Annotated in this window: 20 protein-coding genes; 15 read left to right on the top strand and 5 right to left on the bottom strand. The window is 48.7% G+C overall.

Annotated elements, in window-relative coordinates; genetic code table 11:
- Window positions 1-77: 77 nt before the first annotated feature.
- Complete coding sequence (locus WH46_RS03750; RefSeq protein WP_017812660.1) at window positions 78-965, bottom strand: LysR family transcriptional regulator; 888 nt, start codon at window positions 963-965, stop codon at window positions 78-80.
- A 135-nt stretch (window positions 966-1,100) separates the two neighbouring features.
- Here WH46_RS03750 and WH46_RS03745 point away from each other — a divergent pair, with 135 nt between their 5' ends.
- Window positions 1,101-2,501, top strand: a complete 1,401-nt coding sequence (locus tag WH46_RS03745; RefSeq protein WP_017812661.1) for an HlyD family secretion protein — start codon at window positions 1,101-1,103, stop codon at window positions 2,499-2,501.
- 1 nt (window position 2,502) lies between these two features.
- Window positions 2,503-3,708 (top strand): ABC transporter permease, encoded by a 1,206-nt coding sequence (locus WH46_RS03740; RefSeq protein WP_017812662.1) that lies wholly within the window; start codon window positions 2,503-2,505, stop codon window positions 3,706-3,708.
- 142 nt (window positions 3,709-3,850) lie between these two features.
- Here the strand turns inward: WH46_RS03740 and WH46_RS03735 are convergent, their stop codons facing one another.
- On the bottom strand, window positions 3,851-4,591 hold the full coding sequence (locus tag WH46_RS03735; protein WP_017812663.1) for an SDR family oxidoreductase: 741 nt from the start codon (window positions 4,589-4,591) through the stop codon (window positions 3,851-3,853).
- A gap of 263 nt (window positions 4,592-4,854) precedes the next feature.
- Between WH46_RS03735 and WH46_RS03730 the strand changes: the two genes are divergently transcribed.
- From WH46_RS03730 to WH46_RS03690, 9 genes are all read left to right on the top strand, one after another.
- Window positions 4,855-5,829, top strand: coding sequence for an AraC family transcriptional regulator (locus WH46_RS03730; RefSeq protein ID WP_046225784.1), 975 nt, complete (start codon window positions 4,855-4,857; stop codon window positions 5,827-5,829).
- Between the two features lie 124 nt (window positions 5,830-5,953).
- Window positions 5,954-7,045, top strand: a complete 1,092-nt coding sequence (locus WH46_RS03725; RefSeq protein WP_017812665.1) for a D-alanine--D-alanine ligase — start codon at window positions 5,954-5,956, stop codon at window positions 7,043-7,045.
- 221 nt (window positions 7,046-7,266) lie between these two features.
- Window positions 7,267-7,584 carry a hypothetical protein gene (locus WH46_RS03720; RefSeq protein WP_017812666.1) on the top strand — a complete coding sequence of 106 codons (318 nt, stop codon included), beginning with the start codon at window positions 7,267-7,269 and terminating at the stop codon, window positions 7,582-7,584.
- Window positions 7,585-7,677: 93 nt separating this feature from the next.
- Window positions 7,678-8,679, top strand: coding sequence for a UV DNA damage repair endonuclease UvsE (gene uvsE, locus WH46_RS03715; RefSeq protein ID WP_017812667.1), 1,002 nt, complete (start codon window positions 7,678-7,680; stop codon window positions 8,677-8,679).
- Between the two features lie 49 nt (window positions 8,680-8,728).
- Window positions 8,729-9,589, top strand: a complete 861-nt coding sequence (locus tag WH46_RS03710; protein WP_017812668.1) for an inositol monophosphatase family protein — start codon at window positions 8,729-8,731, stop codon at window positions 9,587-9,589.
- Between the two features lie 112 nt (window positions 9,590-9,701).
- Window positions 9,702-9,950 (top strand): hypothetical protein, encoded by a 249-nt coding sequence (locus tag WH46_RS03705; protein WP_017812669.1) that lies wholly within the window; start codon window positions 9,702-9,704, stop codon window positions 9,948-9,950.
- 110 nt (window positions 9,951-10,060) lie between these two features.
- Window positions 10,061-11,437, top strand: coding sequence for a stalk domain-containing protein (locus WH46_RS03700; RefSeq protein ID WP_082208298.1), 1,377 nt, complete (start codon window positions 10,061-10,063; stop codon window positions 11,435-11,437).
- 325 nt (window positions 11,438-11,762) lie between these two features.
- Window positions 11,763-13,550, top strand: coding sequence for a sensor histidine kinase (locus WH46_RS03695; protein WP_017812671.1), 1,788 nt, complete (start codon window positions 11,763-11,765; stop codon window positions 13,548-13,550).
- A complete protein-coding gene (locus WH46_RS03690) occupies window positions 13,525-15,084 on the top strand; it encodes a response regulator transcription factor (protein ID WP_017812672.1) in 1,560 nt (519 codons plus the stop codon). Before WH46_RS03695 ends, WH46_RS03690 begins: the two co-directional genes overlap by 26 nt.
- A gap of 134 nt (window positions 15,085-15,218) precedes the next feature.
- Here WH46_RS03690 and WH46_RS03685 read toward each other — a convergent pair whose 3' ends face one another.
- The 3 genes from WH46_RS03685 to WH46_RS03675 form a co-directional block, all read right to left on the bottom strand.
- Entirely contained in the window at window positions 15,219-15,677 is a 459-nt protein-coding gene (locus tag WH46_RS03685; protein ID WP_017812673.1) for a copper amine oxidase N-terminal domain-containing protein, read from the bottom strand.
- A gap of 187 nt (window positions 15,678-15,864) precedes the next feature.
- Window positions 15,865-16,317, bottom strand: coding sequence for a copper amine oxidase N-terminal domain-containing protein (locus WH46_RS03680; protein WP_017812674.1), 453 nt, complete (start codon window positions 16,315-16,317; stop codon window positions 15,865-15,867).
- Window positions 16,318-16,453: 136 nt separating this feature from the next.
- The gene (locus WH46_RS03675) at window positions 16,454-16,906 is read right to left on the bottom strand and encodes a copper amine oxidase N-terminal domain-containing protein (RefSeq protein ID WP_017812675.1); all 453 of its coding nucleotides are present in this window, start codon (window positions 16,904-16,906) and stop codon (window positions 16,454-16,456) included.
- 582 nt (window positions 16,907-17,488) lie between these two features.
- Between WH46_RS03675 and WH46_RS03670 the strand changes: the two genes are divergently transcribed.
- The 4 genes from WH46_RS03670 to WH46_RS03655 all read left to right on the top strand — a co-directional run bounded on the left by WH46_RS03670 (window position 17,489) and on the right by WH46_RS03655 (window position 22,129).
- A complete protein-coding gene (locus WH46_RS03670) occupies window positions 17,489-18,778 on the top strand; it encodes an ABC transporter substrate-binding protein (protein WP_046225980.1) in 1,290 nt (429 codons plus the stop codon).
- Window positions 18,779-19,060: 282 nt separating this feature from the next.
- On the top strand, window positions 19,061-19,960 hold the full coding sequence (locus WH46_RS03665; protein ID WP_017812677.1) for a carbohydrate ABC transporter permease: 900 nt from the start codon (window positions 19,061-19,063) through the stop codon (window positions 19,958-19,960).
- Window positions 19,961-20,092: 132 nt separating this feature from the next.
- Window positions 20,093-20,869 carry a carbohydrate ABC transporter permease gene (locus WH46_RS03660; RefSeq protein ID WP_407944396.1) on the top strand — a complete coding sequence of 259 codons (777 nt, stop codon included), beginning with the start codon at window positions 20,093-20,095 and terminating at the stop codon, window positions 20,867-20,869.
- A gap of 78 nt (window positions 20,870-20,947) precedes the next feature.
- Entirely contained in the window at window positions 20,948-22,129 is a 1,182-nt protein-coding gene (locus WH46_RS03655; protein WP_046225783.1) for a rhamnogalacturonan acetylesterase, read from the top strand.
- The last annotated feature ends 27 nt before the right edge of the window (window positions 22,130-22,156 follow it).

Below are 22,156 nucleotides of genomic sequence, written 5' to 3'. Positions count from 1 at the left end.
TGGTGCTCGACGGAATTATATCAAAAAATAAAATCAATGTCTTCTTTGTACATATGACCGTTTTGATATAAGGAACTTTACGCTAAAGAATTCTTAAACCGCTGGATAAATAGTCTGGCTGCACGGGAAAGGGTATGATCGCGCGAAGTCACGAGACACAGATACGACTTGCCCTGACCAGGCAGCTGAAAAGGAATATTGACCATCTCGGGATTATCCGGCGTCGTATAAGCCTGTAGTGAGAATCGGGTGGCGACTGTAATAGCGAGGTTGGACTTGACCGCTTTGAGCAGGGCATCGACATTGTTACTTTTGAACAATATGTCCACATCCGGGCCGATCATTTTCACAAATTCAATAATATTGGGATCGTTATACAGTACGAACGGTACCTTCAGCAGATCCTGTCTCTGAATGGAATCAATCTGGGCAAGCGGAGACTTGGCATTGGCGACAATGATCACCTGATCCTCCGCCAGTTTGTCGAACAGCAGTCCAGGATAGCGATGCAGCATATGTTCCTTCATCTGGACAAAGCCCAGATCACTCTGTCCGCTCAGCACATCCTCAATTACCCGTTCGGTATGGTCTTCGGTAATCTCGATCCGACTGCCGGGAAATTCGCGCTTCATATCAGTCAGGATATCAATCAGCAGTGAAATCGGACCCGGAATAGCGGATAATCGCAGTTTGGCGTTATTCATTTCACTATAGCTGCTGGCTTCCAGCTTCAACTCGCCGATCTGGTTCAGAATGCCGGCAATCTTAGTAACGATCTTCTCTCCTTCGGGCGTGAGAGCAGCGCCGGTACGAGAGCGTGTGAAGATCTCCATGCCAATCTCTTTCTCAAACAGAGAGATAGAGCGGCTGATCCCTGTCACCGTAATATGAGCGTTCTCGGCTGCCCGTGTGAACGAACCGGAACGTGCGACTTCCATAATGTAGTTCAGCTGTTCAATATTCATAAGATACCCTCCTGTATGTACTTTTAGTTCAGTTAAGTCTACTTTTTGAGAATATGGTGTACTCCAAGTATATGCTATATTGAATGAAAAGTAGAGTAGAGAGACTCATATTTACAGAGGAGCGAGGGAGAAGCAATGAAAGCCAGAAAATATATCATTTATGGAGTGGTACTTCTGTTGATCGCAGCTGGTATTTACGGACTGGTCGCGTTCAGTAAAAAAGGCAGCACCAGCGGTCAGGCATCTTCACAGCCTACTGCTTATGTGGAGTCAGATACGATCAGCGTCAGTTTTAAGGTCGCTGGCCGAATCAAGGATACGCTTGTTGATGAAGGAGATACGGTGAAAAAGGGGCAGGTTATCGCCCGTCTTGAGAGTCAGGAGCTCAATGATAAAGTGGCGCAGGCCCAGGCCGCTCTGCAGGCTGCTCGAGCCAATGTGAACCAGACCAAAGCAGGTGTATCCCAGGCGCAGGCAGGCATTACACAGGCGCAGGCTGGTGTCACCCAGGCCGAAGCAGCTGTAGGCGTAGCCCAGGCCAAGCAGCAGCAGGGTAATGTCGCTGTCAAAGTCACCTCACAATCCGCAGCCAGCAAGATCGCCCAGGCCCAGGCTGCTGCGAATGCGGCCAAAGCCAAATGGGAAGCAGTCAAAAGCGGTGCCAGACCGGAAGAAATCACCCAGGCCCGGGTAAGCGTCGATTCCGCCAAAAAAACACTGGATACTGCGAATAAATCACTTGAACGGGTACAGAAACTATTCGATGCCGGGCTGGCGACAGATGCTTCGCTGGATGATGCCAAAATGAAACAGCAACAGGCTGATGCCCAGTACGAAGCAGCTGTCCAAAAGCTCAAACTGGCACAGGATGGAAGCCGTCAGGAAGAGATTGATGCAGCCAAAGCCCAGTACGAGCAGGCGCAGGCAGCTGTCAAGGAAGCCCAGGCAGGTGCGGGTCAGGTCGATATCCAGGCCCAGGATGTCAAAGCAGCCGAGGCCTCTGTACAACAGGCTCAAGGTGCTGTATCCCAGGCAGGAGGAACTGTCGCCCAGGCGCAGGCTGCCTATGCCCAGGCCAAATCTGCAGTGGAAGCCGCTCAGTCACAGGTCGCCCAGGCCAAAGCCGCACTGAAGGAAGCCCAGACCTATGTAGGTTATACAGAGCTGCGAGCGCCTGCCGATGGAGTAGTAAAATCCCGTTCTCTTCATGCAGGTGAAATAGCAAGCGCAGGATATACCGTCTATTCGCTGGAGACGACCAATCAGCGCTGGGCCAAATTCTATATTAATGAAACGGATCTGCATGGTCTGAAAGTAGGGGACTCTGTCACCGTCAGATTGCTGTCCGACGGCAGCGAAGTGAAAGGAAAAGTCAAAGTGATGGATACCGCCGCCGATTTTGCTATTCAAAAGCCAAGCCAAAGTTCCGGAGATATGGATATACGTGCGTTTGGCGTCAAAGTGCTGCTGACCGGACTGTCTGCAAATGTACCGACCGGAGCGACGGTTATCTATCCAGTTCAGGGAGCGCATTGATATGAACCGGCTGAGTGTATGGCATGTATTTCTGGAAGAATGGAAGCAGATGGTGCGCGACCGCAAACTATTAGTCATTTTACTGCTGACACCGATTCTGTACTCGGTTTTATTCGGGTTCTTGTATTCGCATGAACGGATTACCGAAATGTCTGTCGTTGTCTATGATGGTGATAATTCGCAGCTGAGTCGCCAGATTATCCAGGCTTTTGATGCGACCGATACTTTTGCCGTGAAGGGCCAGGTATGGAATGAGGAAGAAGTGACGACAGAAGTACAGAGCGGGGAAGCCAAAGTAGGTATTGTAATCCCTGACAACTTTTCCGCTCGGCTGAAGCATGGCGAAAATGTACCTGTACTGACGCTGATTGATGGCAGCAATATGATGTATTCCAACAGTGCCAGCCGGATCGCCAATCAGGTGGTCAGCAGTGTCAGTGCCGGGGCATCCCTGCAGACGCTGGAACAAAAAGGTATGAACAGTGCGCAGGCATCATCGGTGCTCACGACGATTCCGTTCCGATCCAGAGTACTGTTTAACCCGGTGTATAACTACAAGATGTTTATGCCGCTGGGCGTTATATCCGCCGCTCTGCAGCAATGTCTGCTGCTCGGGATTGCCTTGTCCTGCACGAGGGACAAGGAACAGGGCACATGGGCACGCTTCCGGGCCTGGCGTTTGACACCGTGGAGGCTGGCGATCGCCAAGCTGTTGCCGTATTTCCTGGCAGGTATGGTCAACGTCGTGACCACCTTCGGAATCTCTTGTATTGCTTTTCATATTCCGTTCCAGGGAGCGGTGCTGCCGCTGATCGTGGTCTCTATCGCGTTTAACTTTGCGCTGTGTGGGCTGGGATTTGTATTCAGCCTGTTCTCCAAGAGCAGACTCGATGCGACGCAGACGCTGATGCTGATTGCGGTACCTTCATTTATGCTGTCGGGGTATACCTGGCCGCTCGAAGCGATGCCAACGCCGCTGCGCATACTCGGTGAATGTCTGCCGCTGACGTATTTCCTGGAAGCTGTCCGTAATATTACTTTAAAAGGACTGGGATGGAATTATGTCTGGCACGATGTGATTGCGCTGGGATTGATCGGATTGGTGGGGTTGTTGTTGTCTTTCCTGATCTATCCGCTTGTATTCCGCCAGTATAGAGAAGAGGATGTTCAGTCCGAGACGGCTATAGAAGTACCCGTGAAAGGTTGATCCGGTTCATATAGATCAATTGGCCAAAAAGCCATGTCGCTATTACAGGTGACATGGCTTTTTGGTGTTAATCGAATACTGCTCTACAGGAAATTCTCATTAATAACACACAGCAGGGACTCCCTATAAAAACGACATAAAGTTAGGCCTGAGCAGTCGGCCGAATAATAATCTCGTTTATATCCACGTCATCCGGCTGCTCCATCGCAAATGCAATGGAACGGGCAACGGCTTCCGGCGGCATAGCAAGCACATCCCGTACATCTACAAGGCGGGAGCGGATCTCCGGGTCTGTTATTCCATCAGCAAAATTGGTTCGGGTGATTCCCGGCGAGATAATCATTACTCGCAGCTGTGCACCGGCTTCCTGGCGCATTCCCTCGGAGATGGCTCGTACTGCGAATTTGGTGCCGGAATATACAGCCTGATTGGGAACGGTCTTGTGACCGGCTGTTGAAGCAATATTAATGAAATGACCGGATTGCTGACGGCGGAAGACAGGCAGGGCAGCAGCAATCCCGTACAGGACGCCTTTGATATTCACATCTACCATAGCTTCCCAATCGGCAATCCGCAGATCGTCCAGTGGTGAGATCGGCATGACACCTGCATTATTGATAAATGTATCCAGGCGTCCGTAATGTGTACAGGCGAGCTCGACCAGGTTGGACATGTCTGTCTGACTTCGTACATCGGTTGTAGCACATACGGCTTCGCCGCCAGCCTCCCGGATGCGCTGGGTCAGTACCGCCAGTGGTTCTGGTCGACGTGCAGCGAGGATCAGCTTGGCACCGCGTTCAGCGAGCAGCATTGCTGCGGCTTCACCAATCCCACTGCTGGCTCCGGTGATAATGGCTACTTTATTGTTCAGACTTTGGCTCATGGATATTCCTTCTTCCTCTATATATAGTTTGAACGGATACACTCAAGCACCGTCTTCTATACCAGCATAGGCAAAATCCATTCAGAGAAGGTAGAACGTTCCTGTTCGGTGCTTGCCTAATCCTGTTCGGATTCACTACAATAGGCTCCATACAGGATAAGCAGGCTTTGCAGATTCCGGAATAAATACGAATTCAGATTCGAGTTTTGCTTGGTTTGATGAAGCAGAACAGTTATGCATTGTAGATGAAAGGAAGAATACCCATGAGCCCAATGCTTGTACCTCCTGATCTTGCCTTATACCGCCATGAACTGGCTGCGCTGATTCAGCGGTACACCGGCACCGATGGTACACATGATACCGCCATCCCCGAGCTTCGTTTGAGACGTTCCTCGGTCCATATCGAACCGACCCACAGCATCCTGATCCCATCGCTGTGCATCATTGCCCAGGGCGCCAAAGTCGCTATGCTGGCGGAAGAAAGCTACTATTACGATGACTCTTCCTATTTGGTTACTCCTGTACATTTGCCGGTCACCGGCAAAGTTATCGAAGCTACGCCGGAAGTGCCTTATCTGAGTCTGCAGCTCACTTTGCATCCGGATCGAATTCTGGAGATTATTCACGAGACCGACTGGCAGTGGGATGGTCATACCGGACGCGGCATTCTGGTTGGACAGACGCCCCTTTCTTTGCTGGAGGCAGCTGTGCGTCTGGTCTGGCTGCTGGATACACCGGAAGACATCCCGGTGCTGGCTCCACTCATTATCCGTGAGATCATCTACCGGGTGCTCAAGGATGAGCAGGGAGCATTGATCGCCCAATTTTCTTTTCCTGGCAGTCATGCGAGCCGTGTACTGCAGGTGATCCAGCGAATTCATCATGACTATGCGCAGCCGCTGCAGATTGAACAGCTGGCTCATGAGGTCAATCTGAGTCCGTCTGCCCTGCACAAGCATTTCAAAAAAGTCACCGCCATGAGTCCACTGCAATATCAGAAAGTCATTCGTCTGCAGGCTGCGCGCCGTCTTCTACTAACCGAGAATAAGGAAGCAGCCGATGCGGGATTCCAGGTTGGCTATGAGAGTCCTTCCCAGTTCAGCCGGGAGTATGCGAGAATGTTCGGTCGTCCGCCGATCAGTGACCGTAGGCATTTGTGGGAAGCGGCAGCCCGTACTGTAGGCACAGATAACCAAAGTTTTTTTGCAGCCTCTCCAATGAACATTTATACTGAATAGAGACCGTAATTCGGCCTGTCTGCATTCTTGTTTTAATATCGATGATGAGATGATGCAGACGATGATAGTTGTGACGATTAACCATATATTTTTACATGCCTAAATGACTAACGGGGGTTCCGAAATGACAGCAACAAAATTGACCGTAGGCCTGATCTACGGAGGCAAATCCGGAGAACACGAAGTATCTCTTCAGACCGGATTTTCCGTACTGAACGCAATCGACTATACCAAATACGACGTAGTACCCGTATACATTGACAAAGAAGGCCGCTGGAACATGGGCCAGACGTATACAGCAGCCCCTTCCCGTCCGGAAGAACTGCAGATCAGCGGCGGACCGGAAGCGACTTCTCGCACGATGAGTATCCTGTGGCAGAAGCTGAGTGGACAGGAGAGCACAATCGATGTACTGTTCCCGCTGCTGCATGGTACATATGGCGAAGATGGTACCATCCAGGGACTGTTTGAAATGATGGATATGCCGTATGTAGGTGCCGGTGTACTGGCATCCTCTGCCGGCATGGACAAAGTTATCATGAAGAAGCTGTTTGCCCAGGCAGGACTGCCACAGTGCAAATACGAGAGCTTTATCACGGCAGAGTACGAAGCGAACAAGCATGAGATCCTCAGCTCAATCGAGCATAATCTGTGCTTCCCGTGCTTCGTTAAACCGGCTAACCTCGGTTCCAGCGTAGGCATTACCAAGGCCAAAGACCGGAATGAACTGGAACGTGCCATCGAGTATGCTTTCCGCTATGACCTCAAAGTCATCGTAGAAGAGAATATCGATGCACGCGAAGTCGAAGTCGGTGTACTCGGCAATGAACTGCCACTGGCATCGGTACCGGGTGAAATTGTCTCCAACAGCGACTACTATGATTATGATGCCAAATACATCGACGGTAATTCCCGTATGGTGATTCCGGCAGAGATCGACAGCGAATTGGCCGAGAACCTGCGTGAACTGGCACTGCGTGCCTTCAAAGCTATTGATGGTAATGGATTATGCCGCGCAGATTTCTTTGTCAGTCGTACCGATGGTACTGTCATGATCAATGAAGTCAATACAATGCCAGGCTTTACCGCATTCAGCATGTATCCACTGTTGTGGCGCGAGACAGGCAAATCCTATCCGGCGCTGCTGGACGAACTGATCCAGCTGGGTATGGACCGCTACAACAAACGTCGCCAGCTGCAATTCGGCCGCGACTGAATTTCTTTTTCCAACCAATACAAATCCCCATCTTGCAGCGAAAGAAAGGGAACAGCGCCGTAAATGGCGGCCTGGTTCCCTTTCGCGGCAGATGGATTCAAAGATATTACATGTCCCTGTCACAGTAGAGGGGGCAGAAGGTGTTATACCTTATGATGCAGACGACCAGGCAGACTCATACCAGCTGCAGGTCAATATATAATTTCCAGGGAGGCGAGAAGATGGGATTCCAGACCGAATTCAATTCCGTATGCAAATTCAAGAACAGGCAGGAACTGCTCGATTTGCTCGAATATGGCAAAGGCAAAATGGTCAAGCAGGGTTTTCGCGTATTTCCGACCGGACAAAAGGTTATTGCTTATACGCCGGATAACACCGCAGTTGCGATCGTGAAAATAACCGGATGCATTGCAGAGATTAACTTTCAGGGTAATGAGGTAACAGAAGTGGAGATGCAATTAATCCGCAAATTGACACCGGAAGAATCCAGAGTACAGACGGATCTTGCCTATGAGATGTTTTTCGGAGAGCAAAAGTAAGCAATCTGCTGCTCCAGCAAAGGGGTTGTAGAGCAACCTGTCTCCGGCTTCGGTGTCAATATTACAGCGAAACCAGAGGAGGCACTCAGCCCTATGATTGTACGATTCGGATATGTAGCGATGTCGCTTGAAGTCAAGGACTCATCGCCTTCCAAAACCATGACCATGGCCAGGTTCAAAAAGCTACCTGACCGCGAAGCCGGGCTCCGTTCCCTGGAACAGATCGCCCGCACCAATCTTCATAATACCCTTCGACTGCTGCGCCATAATGTAGCCGAAGAGATTCAGATGTACCGCATGACCTCCAAAATCATTCCACTGGCGACTCATACGGATCTGAGCGATTGGGACCCGTATCCGGCACTGGCGGATTCATTTGCCGAGGTAGGCGAGTATATACGCAAGCATAATCTGCGTGTATCCTTTCACCCGGATCATTTTACCGTGCTCAGTACGCCGCGTCCGGAAGTGCTGGAATCGTCGATTCGTGACCTGCGCTACCATGTGAAGATGCTGGATGCGATGGGGCTGGATGCCCGTTCCAAAAATAATATTCATATCGGCGGCGCCTATGGAGACAAACCGACAGCGTCGGAGCGATTTATTGAACATTTCCAGCATCTGGACCCTGATATCCAGTGCCGGATCACCCTGGAAAATGACGACAAAACTTTTACCAGTGGAGAGACGCTGGCGGTAGCGCAGCGTACCGGACTGCCGATGGTACTGGATATCCACCATCATATGGTAAACTGCGCCGGTGAACCGGCATCTTACTGGTGGCCGGAAGTGGCCCGTACATGGGAGTCGCCGCTGGCACGTACCGATGTGCCGGATGGTGTTCATCTACCGCCCAAGATTCATGCTTCCAGTCCGAGGAGCGAGACCGATCGCCGCAGTCATGCAGACGGCGTCGAAGCAGGGCCGCTACTGGAATTCCTGCGGGAGGCGGCGCGCACATCCAGCCATATGGATGTTATGCTCGAAGCCAAGCATAAGGATGTGGCACTGTTCCAGCTAATGAAGGATCTGCATAACTATCAGGGCGATGGCGTTCGGATCATCGACAAGGGCAGTATTGAAGTGTTACCGTAAAGTCAGAGCCATTATCACAGATATTTCATAATATGCAGGGGGATTGAACATGGAAGATAACCAAAAGCAACCCTATGTCGTAAGCAGTAAAAGCCGGGTAGCCGTAGCGATTAATGCCGCTTCCAAAACCGGTGAATGGATCAAAACCAAGCTGGGCAGCTACAAGCAGCTCGATACCAAGACGTCATCCCAGGATCTGGTGACAGAAGTGGATAAAGGCGCAGAACAAATGATTCGCAAGCTGGTACTGACCTACTGCCCGGAAGATGAATTTCTGGGAGAGGAAAGTGCAGGGATTGGAGCGGAAGCTTCGATTCAGGCGACCGAAAATGTACTGGATGCCGAGTATGTATGGATCGTGGACCCGATTGATGGAACGACCAACTTTGTGCATGGTTTCCCATACTATTGTGTATCGATCGCTGTTGCACACAAAGGTGAAGTGATCGTTGGCGTCGTCTACGACCCGACCCATGATGAATTGTTTGTTGCCGAAAAAGGCAAAGGCGCCTATGTACACGGTAATCTGATGAAAGTAGCCGGCGAGAAAACATTGGCCGAGAGTCTGGTGGCAACCGGGTTTCCAGCCAATGCCGGTCTGGAGCGCAATACCCGTGCACTGGTGGAAATGGTGCCCAAAGTGCGCAGTATCCGTAACGGCGGATCGGCCGCGCTGCATCTGGCTTACGTGGCAGCCGGTCGTCTGAATGCTTACTGGGAAGTCGGTCTGAATGCTTGGGATCTGGCAGCAGGGGCCCTGCTCGTACAGGAAGCTGGCGGCCGGATCGGTGATATTTCCGGAGAAGAGTACAAGCTGACCGTGCGCAATGTTGCTGCGACCAATGGTCATATTCATGAAGAACTGATTCGTGAACTGCATACGGCAGGTCTGACCGATCTGCCTGTATAATTGCACGGAACCGAACTGAATGAATTGTCTGCAGCAAGGGTAAATAAAGGATAGAGTCTATCTTCAGGTGTATATGCGCCTGTCAGATGATCGTGATAAGGAGTGAACCAATATGCCATCATCCGATGAACTGGAACGTGAACTCAGCGAGCGATTAACCGAAGGACAGATGCAGGAAGAAGAACGGGACAGTCGGGAACGTCGTATGATTCCGCCCAAATACGAAGTGAGAATCCAGACGGAGAACGATCCCATTGTAGAAGAGACCCTTCAATACCGCAAAATGGCCAAGGAACTGGATGGACGTTATGATGATTACCTGAACAAGGCCAAACGTCCGGACTCCAAGGACGAAGAGTAATCTTCAGCACCAACAGGAATAAATGGCTGTTGTAGTCCACACGGACTGCAGCAGCCTTTTTATATCTGGATCTACGGATAATACAGAACAAGGAAAAAGGAGATGCTGCGATGTCAAAAAGGTTCAGAATGACCGCTTTATTTACACTTTTCAGCAAGGATGTTACCAATACAGCATTATCATATTCACCAGTCGATGATCTTCATAGCCGAAATCATCGCCCAGCGAGGGAGGGGAAATTTATTTTTATTCAATATATGATGGTACTGCTGCTGCTCGGTTCCGGAAGTGGAGGCGCGGCTTCTACCGTGTACGGAGCAGCAGTGGGTGATACCGGACAACAGCAGGCGTATGAACATATGGTCTTTCTCGGGGATTCATTGACCGCCGGATATGAACCGGAGGTAAATGCTGACGCGTATGACGGATTTACGACCCGACTGGCAGAACAGGAGCTGTTTCGCGGTCGCAGTCAGGCAATCAATGACGGCATACTTGGCCTGACCAGTGAAGGACTGAAAAATTACATGGATGCAATCACTGCTGGCCGATCGATCAGTACGGCGAATATCCAGACCGGTCTGCCGGGCAGCAGTCGTACGCTCGATGGTGCACAGACCGCCCGCGATATTCGCAATGCGGATCTGATCACAATTACGATTGGCGGCAATGATTTTCTGAATGCGCTGGGGTCACTGACCGCACTGCCGCAGGATCTGTCGTCGATTGATCTTACACCGATTACCCAGGGATATCGCAGTCATATTACATCGATTGTGGATCAGCTGACTACACTCAATCCCAAGGCAGTGATCGTAATTGCTGATCAGTATCAGCCGGTTCCAATGCTGGCAGGAGCCGGATTATACCGTGATCTGAACAAAGCTGCCGCCAGCTTCAGTCAGATCGTAGAAGAGACCGTGGATCATTACAAGCAGCAGGGGCTGGATGTACGTGTAGCCCATGTCGCAACTGCATTTCAGGGTCAGGAGCTGGCAATGACACATATTGCCGAAGGTGATATTCATCCGAACGCAGCCGGTTATGAGTCTATGGCTGCCGCTTTTAGTAAAGCAATCTGGGGAGAGCAGAGTTATATTACTCCGCCGGCAAGCGGGACAGGAACAGCTGGTCCTGTGATTTATACCAATGGTCGTCAGCTGAAGACGGCAGATCAGCCGGTTGTACGAAGCAGACGTACCTATGTCGCCCTGCGTGATGTGACAGCAGCACTGGGCGCACGAGTTAGCTGGTCAGCAGCCAATCGTTCGGCGGTTATCAGCAGTGGCACACAACAAATTACAATTCCGCTGAACAGTAAAATGATCATGGTCAACGGTAAGCGGGTAAGCACGGATACAGCTGCTTTTATGAAAGGCAGTGGTAGCAATAGCAAAGTATATGTACCGCTCAGTCTGCTGGCAGATACTCTCGGATATGACGTTCATTATGTGAATCGCTGGAAAGCGGTATTTATCCGTAACTGAAATGTAATGCTCCAGCAATAAAATCAACAAAAAACTAAATGATAATATGCAATCTATTCTCTGCATAAGCAGAAACTAAAACAGCTGAACGCCAGGTTCAGCTGTTTTTTTCTGGTTAATTAGCCCTGTTTGCAGGAATCCTGCTGTTTTTTGCACAAAATCCAAGCTATAATAATATACAGTAAATTACATTTAATTTATATATTTGTAAACGTTAACCTGCATGTATATCCCTGTCATCGCGTTTATTCGATAGTTTGGCTGCTTCCTATTGGTGTAAATGAGAGCTACCACATACTGCATTACGGTAATGGAGGAAGGTACTATGCTCACCCGTTTTAAAAGCGCTTACATTAATCTGGGTATACATCGCCAGATGCTGCTGCTTATTTCTGTGCTGATGTTAGGCAGTTTTGCTTCGTATTTGCTGGTCCTGAATACGGTCTACAACACCTATGACAGCCAGATGTACGAGAAGACGTCAGAGTTGCTGAACATGTCCTCGGTTGAGATCGAGAACCAGCTCAAGGATATCGAGAATCTGTCATTTCGCGTAGTGACAGATGAGCAGCTGCAGCGTTATCTATCCCAGCTCCAGCAGGAGTCTTCCATCTATGAGAAAAATGTAATCCGTAAAAAGATCACTAACCGACTGATCGCTTTTGCCGGCTCGGAGAAATTTGTCTATTCGATGATGGCGATCGATCGCGAGGGTGAAGTGATGTCGGCAGGCAATCGTGAAGGTATTCCGGCTGTGCTGCGCAACGATCTGATTAAGCTGGCACATGCCAAAGCCGGCTCCAACTCCTGGTATGTGGGAGAGCAGGGGTCACTGCTGGCAGTGCGGCAGTTCAAGGAATTCAGCGGATCTACGTTTACCCTGAACGATCTGGGGACGATTATTGTCCGCATTCGTATCGACCGGATCGTACAGCAGCAGGTAGAGAGCAGTTCGGGCAGCCAGCTGATTATCTCGGATGGGGAGGAGATTGTGTATCCACCAGAGCTGGCACCGACATTGAATAAAGAGGTGATCGGTCAGGCGCTTCAGCGCAGCCAGCCTTATGGTGTGGTGACACTGCCGGAAGAAAGCTACTTCTCGGCGCGGATTCAGTCTGCCTATACGGGCTGGACGTATTTGCATATTACGCCATTTGACGAGATGTTCCAGCGGATGGTCTGGATCAAGCGTATGGTTACGATTGTATTTATCGGCATTTTTCTGCTGGCGCTGATCTTCGGGACGAAGCTGTCGCGCAGTATTACCCGGCCGATGGAGCGGCTGCTGCAGAAGATGCGTACCGTAGAGACCGGTAATCTCGATCAGCTGGGTGAGCTGACGACCGATCCGGTAACAGCCAGTGCACAGAATGAAGTCGGACTGCTGCATCGTACCTTTAACCGGATGCTGCGGCGGATTCGGGAGCTGATCGACGAGAATTACGCCAAGCAGCTGATTATCCGTGAGACCGAGCTCAAGGCACTGCAAGCACAGATTGATCCCCATTTTCTCTATAATACGCTGGAGTCGATCAACTGGATGGCCAAGGTCAACAAGCAGACCGAGATCTCTCGCATGGTAGAAGCGCTGGGGTTCCTGCTGCGCAGCTCGGTCAATATGTCGGACAAGCTGATCCGGCTCGGAGATGAACTGGATATTGTGCGCAGCTATGTGACCATTCAGCGGATGCGGTTTGAGGAGCGATTGGACTTTACAATTGACGTGCCGGAGGAGCTGTTGGATACGCCAATTCCCAAGCTGACGCTGCAGCCTCTGGTCGAAAATGCGATTCATTACGCCCTGGAACCCAAGATCGAAGTCTGTCATATTCGCATCACAGCCCGGCTGGAGCAGGGTGTGGTGCAGATTACGGTAGAAGATGACGGTCCCGGTATGACGCCGGAGTTTCTGGAACGGCTGCATCAAGGGCAGGTTCGTACACGGGGCAAAGGAATTGGACTCAATAACATTATGGAGCGAATCCGGCTGACCTTTGGTCCTGAATATGGACTGAGTATTGAGAGCGAACCGGACGTGGTCACTGCATTTCATATTCGTATTCCATATGAGAAAGGGGAGCTGTACGATGTACAAAGTGCTGTTGGTGGATGATGAGCGGATGATCCTGGAGGGCATCTCTCAGGTAGTGGATTGGCAGGGCAGCGGCACCGAATTGGTCGGTACTGCCCGTAATGGGATCGAAGCATATGAACGGATTGCCGAGAAGCGTCCGGATATTGTCATCAGCGATATCTCCATGCCGGGTCTCGACGGGATCGGATTGGTCGCCAAGACGTATGAGCATTTCCCGGATATCCGGTTTATTATGCTGTCCGGCTACAAGGACTTTGATTATGCACGCCGCGCCATGCAATACGGGGTCAAGCACTATCTGGTCAAACCGTGCAACGAGCATCAGATCGAGGAAGCGATCAGCGAGCTATTGTCGGAGCGTGCCGCCGAGGAAGAGCGCGAACAGTTCGTCATCAGTATGCGCGAGCAGTTTAACCGGATGCTGCCGCAGGTCAAGGAACAGTTCCTCAAAGAATTCATCTCCAACAAAATGTACGGCAGCCGGGATCTCGACTATTATGAACGGCTGTTCCATATCAATCTGCAGAACCGTCCGGTCCGTATGGTGCTGATGCGGGTCGAGGATTCTCATGAATACGAGCATTTATTTGCCCTGAAAAATATCGCCGAAGATATTCTTGAAGGTGTGCTGATGGGCACGACGATCCAGATGCAGGATGAACTGCTGCTGCTCCTGGATGATCCACAGACATTGACCGGGCTTATCGACGGATTGCAAAAGGTTAAGGAAGTATTCGGCGGGTTCTACAAGCTGGAAGTGACTATCGCTCTCAGCGAACCGGACCGTATGGTCGATCTGCGCCGGATGTACCGCGATACCCAGCAGTATATGAATCACCGCTTCTATGTGGGTGAAGGTAGTGTGATTACGAGGCAGGATGTAGCGCTGGCGGATTCACGGGAAAGTACGGGCTTTGAGCTGGACGAGGAAAGCTTTATCCTGCTCATGAAATCGGGACAGGTGCAGGAGGTGGAGACCGAGATTGACCGATTGTTCGCTGAACTGTCGGCGATGCGTCTGGATATCGGGGTGACCCGTTCCTATGTGCTGCAGCTGTATGCGGTCATGATCCGTCTCTATCCGGCTGAGGAGCGCTCCCGGTTCACCAGCCGTCTCGCTGATCTGTCAGTGCTGGAGACGCTTACCGGGCTACATGACTTTATCCGGCAGGCCGCTTCGGAGCTGGCGGCGGGTTACTACCGCAGCAATATCAACCGTCAGTCCTCTGTGGTGAACAAGATGCTGCAGATTATCGAGGAGAACTATGTGAACGCTGAGCTGTCATTGAACGGTGTGGCCCATCAGATGCTGTACATGAACCCCGATTATCTGGGCAAAATTTTCAAAAAAGTGACCGGCGACAACTTCTCCCAGTACGTCAATCGCTACCGAATCGAGCGCGCTACCGAGCATATTCGTCGCAGCGGGGATGTGAAAGTATTTGAATTGGCGGAGCTGTTCGGCTTTGGTGGCAATTCGCAGTATTTTAGCCAGGTGTTCAAAAAGGTGACCGGCATGACGCCGACGGAGTACAGGAAGTGCGGGGAGTAGATAGAGGGAAGAGGAAGTATTATCATTTTAAATTTCGCAATGTCTGTATTTATAGAATACTTTTGTATGAGTAAATAAAAAAATGTCATCTCCAACTGTAGCTGCTGGAGATGACATGGCAATTATAATCGTATTTAATTTTTATTTAGATTAGGATTTGTAATATAAATACTAGCATCATTTCCTTTTTTCACCCAAGTGACTTTTGCTCCCGAAGATTCAGCAACAAAACGTAAGTTCACATTAAAACTATTGTTGTTAGGATCAATAAATGGCGGAGCCAACAAATCCACTTTTTCACCATTTACATAAGCTGTATAAGAATTGTTGGTTAATGTAATCGTTGTTTTATCATTTTTGGCAGTTACTGATTTTTTATTGCTATCCCAATCAACTGTCATATTAAGTTTTTCAAAAATGGGTCTGAAAGGAACATAAGTTACACCTTTTGAGCCTATTCCAGCAAAGATATCGAGCTGTTGATTATTTACATAAACTGCTGGTTTTTCGCGCGAGGCATGGACAACATTTAAAGATGGGATAAGCAGTATAACGGATAGGATAAGAACAAAAAATAATTTAAATGATTTCATTTAAACCTCCACAGCTTTATTAATGACTACACGTTAAATATTGCAATTAAAAAGTATTCCATCCTATACTGGTCTCAAACTGACCAACATATCGTTGATAGTATGATGTGATTTTTAATAATAAAAACATCTCATTTCAACCTTGTTTAGATTGAAATGAAATTTTTTATTTGGATCACATTATTCATTATTTCAAATTAGGATTTGTGATATTAATATTTGCATCCGTTTCATTTTTAGACCAGTCCACTGTTGCCCCTGTGGATTCTGCGACAAAACGCAAATTTACATACAACAGTTTATCATAGGGATCATAGACTGGAGGTTCTAATAGTTTCACCTCTTTGTCATTAACATAAGCTATATACGAATTATTAGTTAATGTGATAGTTGTACTTCCATTAGTAGCTTTTACTGATTTTTTGATATTATCCCAAGTTACTGTCATATTCAATTTTTCAAAAATGGGTCTGAACGGGACATAAGTTACACCAATTGTTGAGACTACAGCATAGATATCCATCTTTTGATTGTTTACATAAACTACAGGTTTTTCGCGCGAGGCTTGGGCAACATTTAAAGAGGGAATAAGGAGGACAACTGATATTATAAGAACAAAAAATAATTTAGGCGACTTCATTAGAACCTCCACAGTTTTTTTAATAATGAAACGTTACATAATGGAATTAAAAAGTATTTCATCCTATTTTGATGTCAAAATGACCAATATATCGTTGATAGTATGATGTGATTTTTTATTTAGCTCATATTGCTCATTATTTCAAATTAGGATTTGTAATATAAATGTTTGCATCCGTTTTATTTTTAGACCAGTTCACTGTTGCTCCTGTTGATTCAGCGACAAAGCGTAAATTCACATAAAATAGTTTGTCATCTGGATTGTAGAATGGAGGATTAATTAGTTTCACCGCTTTATCATTGACGTATGCTGTGTAAGAATCATTAGTTAATATAATAGTTGTAGTTCCATTAGTAGCTGTTACTGACTTTTTGTCGTTGTCCCAATTTACGGTCATATTGAGTTTATCAAATATCGGTCTAAATGGAACATAGGTAACATCTACTGCAGAGACATTTGCATAAATATCCAGCTTTTGATTATTCACATAAACGTTGGGTTTTTGTAAAGAAGCATGTGTTAGATTAGAAAATGTAAAAGTAAGCATCAGTGCAAGTGTCAAGGTAGATGATAACTTTTTGAGTTTCATTTTAACCTCCACAATGTTATTAAAGTTTGCTTATCGCTTTGAGTAGTATTTGCAATGACTAATTGAGGAACAGAGTGAGCAGATTCTTCATACAGATAAACATGGTTTTCATCTTAGGTAATATAATCGTATGTAGTATTATCATAAATCGTGGTTGTTGCTGTTAGACTTCGTTTGGAGCTATGTTCTTTAGAATTGCCAAGAGAAATTCTTTCTCTTTATTGTAACTTCATGAATTAATTTACACTTTTATTATGGAAAAGTAAACATAAAAATACACATAACAACGTGATTATATTATTATATTTCCTTTGGAATTCAGAAGAAATTAGAATCTGGAATAGCCAAGTTAATAGGTTCTGCATTTTAATATCATGCACTTGAATATTTAGAAGACTCTGTTTTTTAAACCAAAACATCGGATTTGTGTATTCATTTGCTTTCCAGCATTTGAGAGAATAAAGGCGTACCCAATATGAAAGCGTTAACAAAATGCTACATAACACTGTTTATACTTGATTCCAGACTTAATGTTCACACTTGCACAGCTGCCTAACTACGAAAGGGGAGACTGAAATGAAGATGAGAAAGACAATAGCACTGGCGACGATGGTCGCGATTTTACTCCTGATTACAGCATGCGGCAATTCCGGCGGAGGCAATGCCAGCGGTGGTGCCCAAGATGGCAAGACCTTGCGGATCGCTTGGTGGGGATCGGATGCGCGTCATGAATATACGCAGAAAGTTATCGATCTCTACAAGAAGCAGAACCCCGGCGTGAATATCGATATTGAATATGCTTCCTTTGACGATTACTGGAAAAAGCTTGCTCCGCAAGCTGCTGCCAACCAGCTGCCTGACATTATGCAGATGGATATCTCCTACATTAGCCAGTATGCCAAAAACGGTCAGCTGGAAGATCTCAAGCCCTACATTGGCAGCAAAATCAAGCTGGACGATGTCAGCGAGAATGTACTCAGCACCGGTCTGATCGGCGGTACGCAGTACGGTATCCCGACAGGGGTTAACGTACTCGGTTACCAGTACAACCCGGAACTGCTCAAAAAAGCAGGCATCAACGAAATCCCTGCCAACTGGACATGGGATGATTACAAAAAAATGGCCATGCAAGCCAAAGCAAAAGGCGTGTACTTTGACGAATCCATGGCAGCCGATATTTTCTTCAACTACTTCCTGAGAACCAAAGGACACTCCCTGTACAATGCAGAGGGTACTGCACTCGGTTATGAAGACGATGCATTGTTCACCGAGTTCTTCGGTACGCTGGCCGAACTGATCAAAGAAGGCGCAGTTCCTTCTCAGGAAACACTGAGCCAGAACAAGGGAATCCTGGAGGAATCCACAGTTGTCAAAGGTACCGGTATTGGTACATGGCAGTGGTCCAACCAGTTCGTTGCCCTGCAAAAAGTAGCCGATCGTCCGATGGCGCTCGCTCCAATGCTCGGACCGGATATGGAAAAAGGAATCTACATGCAGCCAAGTATGTACTGGTCGATTGCAAGCAGCTCCAAGTCCAAAGATGAAGCCGCCAAATTTATCGACTTCTGGGTGAATAACGAAGAAGCCAACAAGCTGATCAAAGGCGAGCGCGGTGTACCAATCTCCTCCAAAATCAAGGAATCCGTTACACCGGATCTGACTGAAGCGGAAAAGCAAGTATTTGATTTCGTAAGCGAAATGGAACCAAAAGCGTCGCCAATGAGCCCGCCGCCACCAGTAGGTTCGGCAGAAGTCATCGCAACACTGGCCGACTATGTGGAGCAGATCAACTTTGGACAGACGACAGCTGCCGAGGCTGCACCGAAGTTCCGTGCAGATGCCAATGCGATCCTGTCCAACAACCAACCGTAACGTACCATCACCTGCCTTTAACGAGTAAATACAATTCCATGCGCTATCAGCAGGGATTGCCGAATAGACACAACCAGCAATGGTTCGTAGCAGTACATCACCGCCAGACCAAGCAGGAACCGAACATGTAGAGATGATCAGGGAGGAAGGAGAAGCAGCAGCAGGGCGGAGTGATCGCCAGGCGGCAGGGTTCTCCTTTTCCCGGCATGTTCATCAAGTCTATAGTCGTCCATATATCCGAGACTGTCACGCAAGTATCCCCTGAAGGAGGTGCACAGATTCATGCGGAACCATTCCCTCAAGGCCAACCTGACTGGTTATGCCTTTATTAGTCCGTTTATTATCGGATTTCTGGCGTTTACGCTGATCCCGATGTTCATCTCGCTGTATCTGTCCTTTACAAGCTACAATTTGTTCAGTCCACCGCGCTGGGTGGGATTCAATAACTTTGAGAAGATGTTTACCGGTGATCCCAAGTACTGGTCTTCCGTTAAAGTCACGCTCTACTACGTATTTATCGGCGTACCGCTGCGTCTGACATTTGCCTTGTTCGTAGCGATGATCCTGAATACAGGTTCCAAAATGATCGGCACCTATCGTACGATCTACTACCTGCCATCCATCATTGGCGGCAGTGTAGCTGTATCGATCATGTGGCGTAACATTTTCAGTGAGCAGGGGATTGTAAACGGACTGCTGATGGCGCTGGGGGCTGCTCCGGTGCAGTGGTTTGGTGATCCGGGCGCTGCACTCAGCATGTTGATCACCCTGTCGGTATGGCAGTTTGGTTCTTCAATGCTGATTTTCCTAGCCGGTCTCAAAAATATTTCCCCGGAAATGTATGAAGCCGCAAGCGTGGATGGCGCACATCCAGTACGCAAATTTTTCAGTATTACGTTGCCACTGCTTAGCCCGATTATCCTGTTTAACCTGATTATGCAGACGATCAGTGCCTTTATGACATTCGTTCCGGCCTACATTATCTCCAAAGGAGAAGGCGGCCCAATGGATGGTACGATGCTGTACTCGCTGTATCTGTTCCGTCAGGCATTCATGTTCAACAATATGGGTTATGCCTCGGCGATGGCATGGGTCATGCTGATCTTTATCGGTGTACTCACACTTATTTTGTTCAAAACGTCCAAGATGTGGGTGTTCTACGAATCGGAAGGAGGGCGCTGAGTTATGGCTGAACCCAAAGTTCCTGTTAGCGAATACGGCGCTATGACTGGTACACGGCTGCAAAAAGGAGCCGTGTGGCGCAAGGTCAAGTGGCCGATCTATCATATCCTCGTCGGTGCATTGGCACTGCTCATGCTCTATCCGATCATCTGGATGTTCTTCAGTTCCTTCAAGGAAAGCCGCACGATATTCACAACCGCTACGACGCTGCTGCCTGCCGAATGGATCTGGTCCAACTATGTAACCGGTTGGCAAGGAATAGGCGGTTACTCGTTCGGTCATTATATGTGGAATTCCCTGGTGATCGTCGTACTGTCGACACTTGGCGTGGTCATCTCGTCCGCACTGATTGCTTTTGGATTTGCTCGTCTGAATTTTGTCGGTCGTAACTTCTGGTTTGGCGTCATGATGGTGACGTTGATGCTGCCGCATGATGTCGTACTGGTACCTCAGTACATCATTTTCACCAAGCTGGGCTGGCTGAATACGATCAATCCGATCGTAATTCCGCAGTTCTTCGGCGCACCGTTCTTTATTTTCCTAATGGTGCAGTTTATCCGTACGATTCCCAAAGAGCTGGATGAAGCAGCAACGATCGATGGTTGCGGCAAGTTCCGCTTGTTCATCCAGATTATTATGCCGCTAATCAAGGCTTCACTGGCGACGGCAGCGATCTTCTCCTTTTACTGGAGATGGGAAGATCTGCTCGGGCCGGTACTGTACCTGAATTCGCCGGACAAATACACAGTCTCTATGGGTCTGAAAATGTTCCTCGACAGCGAATCGGCGTCCAACTGGGGCGGTATGTTCGCCATGTCGATGGTGAGTCTGCTGCCGGTTATTCTGGTGTTCTTCCTGTTCCAGAAGCATATCGTGGAAGGTATCAGCAGCAGCGGTATCAAGGGCTAACATCCTGTTGATATGGCACGATGCTTATATCATACGATGTACCAGGTATAGTCTCTAATCTCGGGAGGGTCACCGCTTATGCAGGCAAAAGAAGGTACTACTGCAGATACCATTGTTACTCCGATCGTTCCGCAGGAATGGCATTTTGATATCGGACCCGGTGAACCGACGGCAGGCTGTATCGGCATCTCGCCGGACAGTCTGTATACGCCTGAATACGGTTATGGATTCCTGCCCGGTGGCGAAGTCTACGGGCGCGACCGCATAGGGATGCTGGACAGAGAACAGGCAGAGCTGGTCAGTCATGTACAGACCAGCTTTTGCATTCCACTGGGAGCTACTTTTGCACTGGATGTGCCGGATGGCTGTTATCAGGTAAAGCTGATGATAGGCGATCTGCTGGCTGCCACTCACACCATTATTCGTGCAGATGGTTCACGAATGCTGCTGCCACCGATCTGTACACAGGCCGGGCAGCTGGTGGAGATGCTGTGTACGGTTGCAGTACGCAGTGGACAGCTGCGGTTGTCGTTTGGCGGCAGAGCGCCCAGGCTGAATTATCTGCAGATTGCAGCGGTACCAGACACACTGAAGCTGGTATTGGCAGGTGATTCCACGGTGACAGACCAACCGGCAGATGGATATCCCTATGCAGGCTGGGGACAGCTATTGCCTTCACGGTTCAAACATGATGTCTGTGTCGATAATCATGCAGTATCCGGTCGCAGCTCCAAAAGTTTTATCCAGCAAGGACGTCTGGAACGTATTCGCGAAGTGCTGCATCCCGGTGATTTTCTGTTCATCCAGTTCGGTCATAATGATGAGAAAACAGATGCTGCCCGTCATACGGATCCATTTACCACCTATAAGGAGTACCTGACCGAGTACATTACCATTGCCCGGGATCAGCAGGCGATTCCTGTTCTGCTCACCCCGGTCAGTCGACGAATTTTTGACACACAGGGCCGGCTGGAAGATACGCATGGCGATTATCTGACAGCCATGCGCGAACTGGCGGATGAACAGCAAGTTCCGCTAATTGATCTTGCCCAGCGAACCCGTCAGCTGCTGGAGAAGCTGGGACCCGAAGCCAGCAAGGAGCTGTTCGTCTGGCTGTATCCTGGCGAATATATGAATTTTCCGGCTGGATCGCAAGATAATACCCATTTCCAGGAGTACGGTGCAAGCCGGGTAGCCGATCTGGTTATCGAAGGTATCCGCGAGCTGAATCTGCAGCCGCTGACGATGTATCTCAGATGAATAAGCAGCAACTACTTCATTCCCCCA

This window comes from Paenibacillus dauci (genome assembly GCF_000971985.1).
GTDB lineage: Bacteria > Bacillota > Bacilli > Paenibacillales > Paenibacillaceae > Saccharibacillus > Saccharibacillus dauci.
This window is presented reverse-complemented; position numbering and strand designations above follow the sequence as displayed.